The sequence below is a fragment of the Indolivaga capnocytophagoides DSM 22835 genome (assembly GCF_000426485.1).
In the GTDB taxonomy this organism is placed as follows: Bacteria; Bacteroidota; Bacteroidia; order Bacteroidales; family Dysgonomonadaceae; genus Dysgonomonas_A; species Dysgonomonas_A capnocytophagoides.
In genome coordinates this window covers 1-11,561 of record NZ_AUFL01000028.1, presented here as the reverse complement: position 1 = coordinate 11,561, position 11,561 = coordinate 1, and the positions used below count along the sequence as shown (strand labels likewise).

17 protein-coding genes and 1 pseudogene are annotated in these 11,561 nt (G+C 35.8%); all 18 read left to right on the top strand.

Annotation, left to right across the window (positions count from 1 at the left end):
* Positions 1–115 precede the first annotated feature (115 nt).
* Positions 116–538, top strand: a complete 423-nt coding sequence (locus K322_RS0113185; protein ID WP_026627306.1) for a YopX family protein — start codon at positions 116–118, stop codon at positions 536–538.
* Positions 539–542: 4 nt separating this feature from the next.
* Positions 543–749, top strand: coding sequence for a hypothetical protein (locus K322_RS0113180; protein WP_026627305.1), 207 nt, complete (start codon positions 543–545; stop codon positions 747–749).
* A gap of 86 nt (positions 750–835) precedes the next feature.
* Positions 836–1,837, top strand: coding sequence for a DUF1351 domain-containing protein (locus tag K322_RS0113175; protein ID WP_026627304.1), 1,002 nt, complete (start codon positions 836–838; stop codon positions 1,835–1,837).
* A gap of 1 nt (position 1,838) precedes the next feature.
* Positions 1,839–2,630, top strand: coding sequence for a recombinase RecT (locus K322_RS0113170; RefSeq protein ID WP_026627303.1), 792 nt, complete (start codon positions 1,839–1,841; stop codon positions 2,628–2,630).
* Positions 2,630–3,253 carry an MBL fold metallo-hydrolase gene (locus K322_RS0113165; RefSeq protein ID WP_026627302.1) on the top strand — a complete coding sequence of 208 codons (624 nt, stop codon included), beginning with the start codon at positions 2,630–2,632 and terminating at the stop codon, positions 3,251–3,253. Before K322_RS0113170 ends, K322_RS0113165 begins: the two co-directional genes overlap by 1 nt.
* A gap of 1 nt (position 3,254) precedes the next feature.
* A complete protein-coding gene (locus K322_RS0113160; protein ID WP_051290797.1) occupies positions 3,255–3,635 on the top strand; it encodes a hypothetical protein in 381 nt (126 codons plus the stop codon).
* Between the two features lies 1 nt (position 3,636).
* A complete protein-coding gene (locus tag K322_RS0113155) occupies positions 3,637–4,047 on the top strand; it encodes a recombination protein NinG (protein ID WP_051290796.1) in 411 nt (136 codons plus the stop codon).
* Position 4,048: 1 nt separating this feature from the next.
* On the top strand, positions 4,049–4,480 hold the full coding sequence (locus tag K322_RS0113150; RefSeq protein ID WP_026627299.1) for a DUF4494 domain-containing protein: 432 nt from the start codon (positions 4,049–4,051) through the stop codon (positions 4,478–4,480).
* A 35-nt stretch (positions 4,481–4,515) separates the two neighbouring features.
* A pseudogene (locus tag K322_RS20885) lies at positions 4,516–4,645 on the top strand.
* Positions 4,646–4,692: 47 nt separating this feature from the next.
* The gene (locus tag K322_RS0113145) at positions 4,693–7,215 is read left to right on the top strand and encodes a DNA methyltransferase (RefSeq protein ID WP_026627298.1); all 2,523 of its coding nucleotides are present in this window, start codon (positions 4,693–4,695) and stop codon (positions 7,213–7,215) included.
* Positions 7,202–7,405, top strand: a complete 204-nt coding sequence (locus K322_RS20880) for a hypothetical protein (protein ID WP_026627297.1) — start codon at positions 7,202–7,204, stop codon at positions 7,403–7,405. Before K322_RS0113145 ends, K322_RS20880 begins: the two co-directional genes overlap by 14 nt.
* 6 nt (positions 7,406–7,411) lie before the next feature.
* Complete coding sequence (locus K322_RS0113135) at positions 7,412–7,594, top strand: hypothetical protein (RefSeq protein ID WP_026627296.1); 183 nt, start codon at positions 7,412–7,414, stop codon at positions 7,592–7,594.
* 1 nt (position 7,595) lies between these two features.
* A complete protein-coding gene (locus K322_RS20350; RefSeq protein WP_051290795.1) occupies positions 7,596–8,411 on the top strand; it encodes a DUF4373 domain-containing protein in 816 nt (271 codons plus the stop codon).
* Positions 8,359–9,762, top strand: coding sequence for a replicative DNA helicase (gene dnaB / locus K322_RS19415; protein ID WP_051290794.1), 1,404 nt, complete (start codon positions 8,359–8,361; stop codon positions 9,760–9,762). Before K322_RS20350 ends, dnaB begins: the two co-directional genes overlap by 53 nt.
* Before the next feature lie 107 nt (positions 9,763–9,869).
* Positions 9,870–10,451 carry a hypothetical protein gene (locus K322_RS21240; protein WP_051290793.1) on the top strand — a complete coding sequence of 194 codons (582 nt, stop codon included), beginning with the start codon at positions 9,870–9,872 and terminating at the stop codon, positions 10,449–10,451.
* Positions 10,444–10,842 (top strand): hypothetical protein, encoded by a 399-nt coding sequence (locus K322_RS0113115; protein WP_026627295.1) that lies wholly within the window; start codon positions 10,444–10,446, stop codon positions 10,840–10,842. Before K322_RS21240 ends, K322_RS0113115 begins: the two co-directional genes overlap by 8 nt.
* A 183-nt stretch (positions 10,843–11,025) precedes the next feature.
* Entirely contained in the window at positions 11,026–11,304 is a 279-nt protein-coding gene (locus K322_RS0113105; RefSeq protein ID WP_026627294.1) for a hypothetical protein, read from the top strand.
* Positions 11,301–11,561, top strand: a 261-nt coding sequence (locus K322_RS0113100) for a hypothetical protein (protein ID WP_026627293.1), incomplete at its 3' end; no start/stop codon positions are given. The genes K322_RS0113105 and K322_RS0113100, both read left to right, overlap by 4 nt.

Genomic DNA, 11,561 nt, shown 5'->3' with positions numbered 1-11,561 from the left:
AAAGTTTTACCATAGTAATGGTAAATATAGTTTTGTAAAGTTTGTGTTAATATGGCGTGTCAGTCTGAGAAGATGTAACACGCTTTTTATTTAGAAATTAAATACCTTAATATATATGAGACAGATTAAGTTTAGAGGAAAAGACGAATATAATGGAGATTGGATATTTGGCTACCCTTTACAGGATGCAGATATTGAAGATCGTTGGTATATAATGAATAACTATTCAGACGGTATTATTATTGATTCTAAAACTCTTGGACAATTTACAGGATTAACCGACAAAAATGGAAAAGAGATATATGAGGGGGATATAGTAAAATGGAATGACAGTAGCGATAACGAATGCTGGAGGTTCGCTATTGTTGAAATAAATCCTGATATACAATTTGAATGTTCTAATATCCCAGAGGTAGATGGTATACAAAACTCAAGCAGTTATTGCTTCAAATATGCTTCTTTTTTTTATAGAGATACAGCTAAGTTTTTAGAAGTCATAGGAAATATTCACGACAACCCCGAATTACTAAATCCTTAATAACATGAAAAGTCTAAAACTCCGAAGAAAAGGTACAAGGTACTATTACTTCGATGGCATTAAAATGCAGTTGACAGTTGATACAGGAAAGGACGAAGATATAGATCGGTTTACTATCGGCAATTATTTTGATGGTGTAGACTCTAAAGATGCACGTGATATAGGCGGTTTATTGCTATCTCTATTTCGTGATGCAAAGTTGACCGTGTAGGTTGATTCTTTTTCATAATAGTTGTTTTTAGTTATGGGGTGTCGTTATCGGCATCCCTTTTTCGTTGAATTAAAAATCTTAGATATATGACACAAGAAGCGTCCATAGTACTAAAGCAAAGCCCTATTATAGTACACACCTTAGAAAAGGTTGGGGCAAAAGTTACTGAAAGAATAGATTCTCTGAATATAGAGAATCAAGTTGTAACCGAAGACACCGTCAAGGCTCTGAAAGACATGAGAGCTACTCTCAATAAAGAAGCAAAAGACTTCGAAACACAGCGTAAAGCTATCAAGGATGCAGTTTTAAATCCCTATTCAGAATTTGAAACTACCTATAAAGCTGAAATCATTGATAAGTACAAAAAAGCCGATGATCTTCTGAAAAATAAAATCAATGATTTTGAATTGAAGATCAAGCAGGATAAGAAAGCCAGCCTAACATCTTACTTTGATGAAATATGTGCTGTCGAAGAAATAGACTTCGTATCTTTTGATCGTTTAGGTTTAGACATCAACCTTTCGACTACCGAAAAGAAGTATAAAGAGCAGATTAATGACTTTATTTCTAAAGTAAAAGATGATATTAATCTGATAATGACCGAAACATATTCAGCTGAAATATTAGTCGAATATAAAAAGTCACTCAATGCTTCACAATCTACGCTAACTGTAAGACAACGTAAAGAAGCCGAAAAACTAGAAGCTGAACGTCTAAAAAATATACGGACGGATAAGCGTGTATCTCAGATAAAAGGTCTTGCTTTTGCATACCACGACTTAACAAAGACGTATAACTGGATTCATGACGAGTTGGTGATGATTCCTTATTCTCAAATAGAAAGTCTTTCGGATGAAGATTGGATAGCAAAATTCGCTGAATTGGAATTGAGATCGAAACCAAAAGAAGAAGTCAAACCTGAAGTGCTGAAAGCTCCCATAGTGGAACAACCGAAACAAGAACCAATTCAAGAAAAGAAAGAAGATGTCTTTGAGGTTGAGTTCTCCGTAACGGGACCTTATTCCAAAATAAAAGCTTTAAGCGAATTTTTAAAATCAAATAACTATAACTATAAACAGATAAAATAAGATGAGTACACAACAAGTTCAGCAACAAACAAAACCTCTTTCACTCGCTAATTTCTTAAATGCTCCGTCAACAGCAAACTTCTTAAAGGAGACGCTTGCAGAAAAGAAATCGGAATTTGTAAGCAATCTTATCGCTCTTTGCGATGCAGATCCTAAGTTGGCTCAATGTGACCCTGCTCAGCTAATGAAGTGTGCTATGAATGCCACTTCTTTAAATCTTCCATTGAATAAAAATCTAGGTTATGCTTATGTAATAGCCTATAAAGGTGTTCCTTCTTTCCAGATAGGATATAAAGGACTTATTCAACTTGCTATACGTACAGGTCAATATAAGTTTATCAATGCTACCGAGATCAGAGAAGGTGAAATCAGGCACAATAAAATAACAGGTGAAGTTATTTTCAATGGAGAAAAGCCGGATGCACCGATTGTCGGGTATATGTCGTACTTAGAGTTAGTGAATGGCTTTACTGCTTCTTTATATATGACAGAAGAACAAATAGAGCAACATGCTTTAAGATTTTCTCAAACCTACAAAAACGATAAGCAGTATAGAAGCTCAACAAGTAAGTGGAGTGATCCGCTCGCTAGACCTACAATGTGCAAAAAGACGGTTCTTAAGCTATTACTAGGTACTTACGGATTGATGACTACTGAATTTGCTAAAGCATTAGATTCTGATAGCGATGACGAAGTTTCAACTTCAGGACATCGCTTTGAGGAAGCAGAGATCGTTCAGCAGGGAGAACCAAATGAAGAACAATCGGATGAACCTAAACGAATGGAAATCTAATGCACAATATTCTATCAACAGGCAGTAAAGGCAATGCCATCATTTACTTTAATTCAATTTTAGTAGATGTTGGCATCTCTTTTTCTCGGATAGAACCTTATCTAAAGGATATTCAAATTGTACTACTAACTCATCAGCATTCAGATCATTTCAAATTAAATGTAATCAAACGCATTCAAGAAGAAAGACCTTCTATCCGTTTCGGGTGTGGTGAATTTCTTGCTGATAAATTACATGGCATTCGAAATCTGGATATTTACGAATCAGGTAAAATGTATAATTACGGTTCATTCAAGATCAGCCCTGTTATTCTCTATCACGATGTACCTAATTTTGGATATCGGATATTCAAGGATGGAAAGAAACTGATTCATGCTACCGACACTTATACATTAGAGGGTATTTCAGCAAGAGATTATGACATATACGCTCTCGAATGCAATTATGATGAAGAAAGGGTTTTCAATATTATCCGGGAGAAAGAATACAGAGGTGAATATGCACACCAGAAAGGAAGCATAAACAGTCACCTATCGAAACAGCAAGCTCAGAAATTCATACTGAGCAATACTTCTAGGCAAGATATTCAATTCTTAATGTTGCACCAATCAAGTGAGTTTTAATATGACTATAATAGAAGAAGCTCAACAAATACAAAGCTATCTCGACACTACTTGTTCTGAGAATCCAGAAGAAGTACTCGAACGGATCCGGGTTATTATGCCATATATCAGCCGTACAGCCTTTATGTTAGCTGAAGCTAAGAAGGCTCTGAGGGCGAAGAAGTCAGATGAAATACAAGCTCAAATATGTGAGATTGTTAATCTTCAATTCCTTTCAGCAAAGGTGCAAAATGCTTTACTCGATTCAATCGCTAAAGAAGAATCTTATATGGTTGATTGGTTGGAAAGACTTAATGCCGCTGCTACTCATCAAGTAGATGCTTTACGGTCTATTCTAAGCTATGAAAGAGAAAGTTTAAGGTTAAATAAATCCGGTTATTGATATGACAAAAGATACATTAGACAGAATCTTCTCTGAATTTATCAGAATAAGAGATTCAGATGCAAATGGTATTATCCGCTGTATTTCCTGCGGAAAGATAGTTGCATGGGAAGAATCGGATTGTGGACACTACATCAATAGAAAGCATAATTCAACCCGTTACGATGAAAAGAATTGCAATGCACAATGTAGGTCCTGCAATCGTTTTGACGAAGGTAATATACAAGGGTATCGAAAAGGCTTGATTGCTAAATATGGAGAATATGCAGTTAATATTCTCGAAATGAAAAAATACAATACTTGTAAGATGGGGCAAATGGAAATAAATGCTCTAGGATATGAATACAAATTAAAACTGAAAGCCTTAAAACTTCAACGGGGCTTAATTAAATCAAAATCTAAAACTAAATAAAATGACAAATTGGTTTGAATGTAAAGTGTCATATGATAAGACAATGGAAAACGGGACTCAAAAAAAAGTCACCGAACCGTATTTAGTGGATGCTTTAAGTTTTACTGAAGCGGAAGCTCGTATCATCGAAGAATTAAGACCTTATATCGCAGGTGAATTTACAATTGCTGATATAAAGAGAGCTAAACTATCAGAGCTATTCTTCAATGAAAACGGAGATAGATACTTCAAAGCAAAAGTTTGTTTCATCACCTTGGATGAAAAGAGCGGAACGGAAAAAACAACTGTTGCTAATATGCTTGCTCAAGCTTGTGATTTACGAGAAGCATTGCAGGTCGTAAACAAAGGAATGGAAGGAACAATGGCTGATTATTACATTTCTTCTCTATCTGCAACTCAAATAATGGATGTATTTCCGTATTCAGACAAATAAAGACTGTAAATAAACCCTCTCTAATGAGGGTAAAAGGAGTAGTGGCGGAATGGTAGACGCTTCGCGGGTAAGTTTCACATAATATTAGCCGGAACATTGAAACATTAGTCTGGATAAGACTATATCGATGATTGAAACATGCAGGTTCGAATCCTGCCTACTCCACGAAAAGAAGTATTAACCAATCTGCGCAGGTTAAACTATTAAACAAAATGGAAACTAAAAATAAAGAGTATGTAGAATTTCTAGAAAACAAAATAGTTATAGCAGAAGAATACGGTTTTGAGCCGGATGGTATTATCGGAGATTTATTACCTCATGCCAAAGCAATCACCCAATGGTGTTTAAAAGGCGGACGTCGTGCAATCTTCGCATCATTCGGCCTAACTAAGACCGTTATGCAACTTGAATTGGCTTATCAATGCATCCGCAAAGAGAATAAGCCTTTTATTATTTGTATGCCTTTAGGTGTGGTTGGAGAATTCAAGCGAGATAATAAAGAATTTTTCAACGCTGAGCTTGATCTTGAATACATCACCGACACAGATAGTATCAACGGTTACGAAACTAAAATCTATGTCACCAATTACGAACGTGTTCGCAAAGGAGATATAGACCCTTCTAAATTTTGCGGAGTTTCATTTGATGAAGCATCTATACTCAGAAACCTATCTACTGAAACGACAAACTATGTATTGACTTTCTTCAAAAAAATACAATATCGATTTGTCGCAACAGCAACCCCTACCCCAAACGATTACATCGAGATCCTCAATTATGCAGATTTCTTAGGAGTGATCGACAGGGGGCATGCGTTGACTAGATTCTTTAAGAGAGATAGTACGAGTGCCGGCAACCTTACTCTTTATGAAAATAAAGAGCAGGAGTTTTGGCAATGGGTATCAACTTGGGCTGTATTTATCAACAAGCCCTCTGATCTCGGATTCTCTGATGAAGGCTACAATCTCCCGAAACTCCATATTCATGAAATAGAAGTTGAGAACCTGACAGGTGATGTTATTCTCAATAAAAAAGGTGAACCTGTTCTATTTAAGGATAATACCAAGAGCTTAGTTGATGTAAGCCGTGAGAAATCGGAAACAGTAGAATTAAGGGTTAACAAGGCTTTAGAAATTGTAAGCAAAGAGCCTGATAAGAATTGGATTCTATGGCATCACAGAGAATCGGAACGCACGGCCATTGAGAAGAAATTTAAAAGTTTTGATCTTCGTTCGGTTTATGGTTCTCAAAAGAATCAGGATAAAGAAGATTTACTGATTGATTTTTCGAATGGTGAGTATAAGATCCTTTCTACTAAACCTGTCATAGCAGGATCCGGATGTAATTTTCAGCATGTATGTTATAATATGGTATTTGTAGGAATAGACTACAAGTTTAATGATTTTATACAAGCTCTGCACCGTGTATTCAGATTTAGACAGGCAAATGAAGTACATGTTTATATCATATTCACCCAAAATGAAAGAGAGGTCTTAAAAACTCTATTTGAAAAATGGAGAAATCACGTAAAACTGCAGGAGAACATGATTGATCTGGTTAGAAAGTACGGATTGAATTCAAGTAAAATCACACACGACATGAAAAGACAAATATTTAAAGGTCGTCGATCTCACAAGGTTGGTGAAGCAATGGTGTATAATGATGATACGGTAGTTATACATCAGGAAATGGAAGATAACCGCACAGGAATGATTCTGACATCAATACCTTTTGGTGATCACTACGAATATTCTGATAATTACAACGATTTCGGACACAATAATGGGAATCAGGAATTCTTTAAACAGATGGATTACCTGACACCAAATTTACTTCGAACATTAAAGCCCGGCCGGATAGCCGCAATTCATATTAAAGACCGCATCCGATATTCTTATCAAACGGGAACCGGCTTCACTTCAATTGATGATTTTGCTGCGGATGTATCTTACCACTTTAGAAAGCACGGATTTATCTTAGTCGGTAAGATAACTATAACAACAGATGTAGTTCGTGAGAATAATCAGACCTACCGTTTAGGATGGAGCGAACAACGTAAAGACGGTACCAAAATGGGAGTTGGCCTACCTGAATATGTCTATCTATTCAGAAAAATACCAACTGACAGATCAAATGCCTATGCAGATGACCCTGTAGTGAAAAAGATTGATGAATACCTTCTTTCTCTTTGGCAATTAGATGCACATGCTTACTGGAAATCGGACGGTAACAGGTTTTTATCTTATGATGAGTTAAGAACTTTCGAAGCGAGTACTATTTGCAATATGTGGAAAGAGTTCGATAAAACTCATGTGTATAATTTTCAGGAGCATTTAAGAGTGTGTAATGATCTCATGAAATCTGATCGATTATCTAAAGAATTCATGATGATACCGCCAACATCACCAAATGATCTTGTTTGGACGGATATTAACCGGATGAATACACTCAATGCCAATCAGGCAAACCGAAAAAAAGAAAAACATATTTGTCCGCTTCAGCTTGATATTATCGAACGCTTAATTTTCAGATTTACAAATGAAGGCGACGAGGTAGACGATCCTTTCGGAGGATTATTTTCAACAGCCTACCAAGCTCTTAAGATGAAGCGAAAAGCAGTATCCACTGAGCTTAAACCTGAATATTACGATGATGGGCTTTTCTACTTAAAATCTCTTGAATATGAATTAAGTATGCCAACCTTATTTGATATGATTGAATATGAGACGAAATAAAGGACAAATTGAAGCAAGAATAAAGGAGATACGTGAGTTTCTCCTTTCTCATAATATGGCAGATATGAATAAATCTGATTTCTGGAAGCTCACAAACGAACTTCATACACTGGATATCATATCCGGCAATAATGAAGTTAAATCTTATCGGGTTGGTAATTATATGGATGGATATAAAATCTTGAAATAATGCTGTATGAAAACAATTAAAGATTATACAAATGAACAACTTAGATACGGGATAGCCCGTTGCGAAGCTAGACTGTCCGGTATTCTTCCTTTCGGATTAATGTGTAATGAGACAATGGTAAAAGAAGCTCTAAAAGAATATAGAAATGAGCTTCAAAAGAGAGGTCAAAACGAATTAGATTTCAAATAATATGGCAAGACCACTAAAACAAGGTATAGATTACTTTTCTTTTGATGTAGACTTCTTTGATGATGAAAAAATAGAACCTATCAGCGGAGAATTTGGTGTTAAAGGTGAAATAATTGTAATACGTCTGCTATGTGCGGTATACCGTAACGGATACTTCGCAATGTGGAATGAACAATTAAAAATGACCTTAGCCAATCGATGTAAGGTTTCTTCTGAATTAATAGATCAAGTAGTAAGTCGCTTGGTTAAATGGGGATTCATTGAAGAATCTCTCTTTAACTCGGATAAGATTATAACTTCTAAAGGTATTCAGAAACGTTTTCAAGAAGCTACCCGAAAAAGAAAATACAACTATTCATCTTTCGATTATTGGCTTTTAGAGGATAAAAGGAGTAATACTTCCGCCCAAAATCCAATTATAGGAGAGTTATTTCCGCCCGAAACACCACAAAGTAAAGTAAAGGAAAGTAAAGAAGAAAAAGAAATAATTAAAGAAAAAGTCACATTACTAAATGGTGAAGAAAAAATCATATCAAAAAGACTTTCTCCCTTCTTGACTGAAATGCTATCCGATACTTACATGATAGAATGCTTATGTATGAACAATCACCTAGAACCAGATATACTTAAAAATTATATTAAGCAATTCTTTGTGTTACGATCCGATGAGAATAATCAGGAAATTCAAGTGATCAATGATGCTCAGTCATATTTTTCCAGGTGGCTTAGATATGAAATAGAAAAAGAAAACAAACATAAACCAAATGAAAAACCGCAAAAAACAGGAACCGCAGCAGGATTTAAACAATTTAGGTAAATTGCAACCGCAAGCGACTGGACTCGAAGAAGCTGTATTGGGTGCATTACTCCTCGAAAAGAACGCTTATCAGGTTATTGACAATATCCTATCAGTGGAAGATTTTTATTCTGACAAACATAAAGCTGTATTTTCAGCTATACTTAGCCTGATAAACAAACGAGAGCCGGTTGATATAATGACCGTCCATCAAGAGTTAACCAGATCAGGCGAAATAGATGAATTAGGTGGTCCTATGTATATCGCAGGATTAACAGAAAAAGTTGCATCCGCAGCACATATCGAGTATCATGCTCGAATTATCGCACAGAAGGCTATTGCGAGACGCATCATTCAATCGGCAACCGAAATACAACGAATGGCCTATGATGAGACACAAGATGTCTCAGAAACCCTAGAGTATTTCGAAAAGGCTTTATCAACCGTTCAGCCTAAAAATTCAAATAATCAATCATTGGTTATGGCTGATGCTGTACGTAAAGCGTTAGATGCAGCTGGAGAAAGACAAGCACAGTTAAGCAGAGGTGAAATCCCTTGTATTCCTACTCACTTAGATTCTCTAACCAGAGCTTTAGACGGTGGATGGAGACAACCCGATCTGATCATTATCGGAGCACGTCCTTCGATGGGAAAAACGCAACATGCTTTAGCTATTGCTAAATCGGCTGCAATAAATGGCAGTACTGTCGGATTCTTCTCTATCGAAATGAATACAGAACAACTCGTTAATCGTTATTTACTTGAAGATGATCGCATAGATACACGTAATCTTTTATCTGGACAACTGTCAAATGAAGAGTGGATTGCATTAGATGAGCAAGCAGGGAAGTTGTACGATCTTCCGATACATATTCTGGACCATCATTCAATCCGTTATCTGAGTAATATCAAATCAGAAGCAAGACGATTGAAACGTAAGAATAATCTGTCGTTACTGATTATCGATTATTTGGGATTGATTCGTACGAATATGAAATTTGAACGCAGACAGTTGGAGATTGCTCATATCACAAGCGAGTTAAAAAGTTTAGCGAAAGAGCTAGGTATTCCTATTATTGCCCTATCTCAATTAAGCCGACCCGAAAAAGGCGGAAAGGTTCGAGCTCCACGATTAGAAGATCTGAGAGAATCGGGAGATATAGAACAAGATGCGGATATTGTTCTGTTTATCCATAAACCCGACTATTACGAACCTGATTTGAAGGAATGGAGTGGATTAGGAATGTTGATTATATCCAAGTATCGCAACGGTGAACGAAACAATGTTATCCAATTCGCACATGATAATCGATACAAGAAAATATTTGACCCGACAGGCTTTGTCCCAAGTATTGACAATGTACCCTTTTAACCTCAAGACATCTTACCGATGTCTTTTTTATTTATACAAAATGAAGCACATTCTTTCTCAATGGGATTTAGTAAACGAATTAGTGTTAACAGAAGCAATTTAAGAAAATGGAAAAACTAGAATATCTACAAAAATTAAATCCATACCTACCATACGATTTAGGTGTAATATCGGGAGATCCTTATGATACCGATGATAGATTAGAGCATAAAGGAATTATGAGTTATCAGCATTCGTCAGATGAGAATGCTCGGACAAAAGACTTCTCTATAACTGAAATTGCATTTTCAGATAATAATATCGTGACTAGGCTGGGTGTAATAAAACGGAAAGTAAAACCCCTCTTACATCCTGTGTCCGATCTCTACAAAGAGATAGACGGGGAAGTGGGAATTGTGGAAATAGCCAAAATATTAAGTGGAACTATTCATGTAGACAGAATTAATGGAGCTTGTAAAAATCTATCTTATTTCAGGTGTACGTTCGAAGATGGAATAGAAGAATTAATCATAAATGAAAGATGTGAGGGTTGGTATCGTTCCTACTTTGATAAAAATCAACCTAATACAGGACGAAATATTATTGATCAGTTTGAAGTTTTTACCTACCTATTTTCGCATCACTACGATATTTACGGATTAATAGACAAAGGATTAGCAATTGATTTAAATAGCATCAGCCATGAGTAAAATAGTAACGTTCGAGCAAGCAGAAAGGCTTGAGAATATAGGCTTTGATAGAATTATTTCTCATTATTACGAACTTGAAAATGGTAAATGGGGAATAACAAATACGCTAGATAAGGACTTTAAGGATTTCTTTATTCGATACCCAGACGAAAGGAGTATTATTAGATTAGTCCCTACCGTTTCCGAAGCCCTTGATTTTATTCGAGAAAAGGAAATTTATTGCGGAGTATATCCATTTATGTGGGGTTATAAAGGTATGGCTATTGTTCAAGATAAACATAATCCATACACGATTGAAGTTGAGCCTTTAGGCACTCACCCTCTCGCAGAATCCGCTTTATTGGATGCAGTATTGGATTACTTAGAATCATCTAAAGAAAAAAAACTTTAGCGAATCTTAGAAATATGGCTAACAAAACTATACCTGAAATTAAATAAGATATAAAACTCTTATCGTTTTCAAATACTTTCAGGTACACAGCCATTGCTATACATCCAAATGCTGCTATTCCAAGTATTATAGTTAGAGCAAAAATAATCATTGATTTAAGTTTTACCCAAAGATAGAAATAATATGAATATAGAAGAAAAAGAAAAGTTCATTCAAGGGTGGCTATTAGAGAAAGGGTTTCACAATTTAGTGATAAGCACCCGATTTGATAAGGAAACTAAATATGTTTCGGATGCTATCCTTGAATACATAGAGACCCAAGCCGTCACCGACCGATCAGCCGAGAACGAGAAGCTAAGAGATGCTTTGAGAGATCTGGTGGAAATGTGTGATAAAATAAAACTAGATGATCGGTTTTATACTGAGATATCCAAAGCCAAACAATTAATAACAGAGCCATGATACAACTAACTGAAAAAGTAATTGCGGTCGAAGTGCCGAATGATGCAACAGATATTGAACTTAACGAGGGGACATTTCTAGTATTCTTATCTTATAAAATAGGTATAGAATCTTATTTAAAAGATTTGGAACTAAAACCTAACAATCATGCTCTCATCGGTGTAACCCCTCTATCAGAGGAACAATGGAAAGAGGTAGTGGGCAGTCATACTTCTTCTGAAACGATGTATTGTGACAGAACGCCTTATGTAATCCCT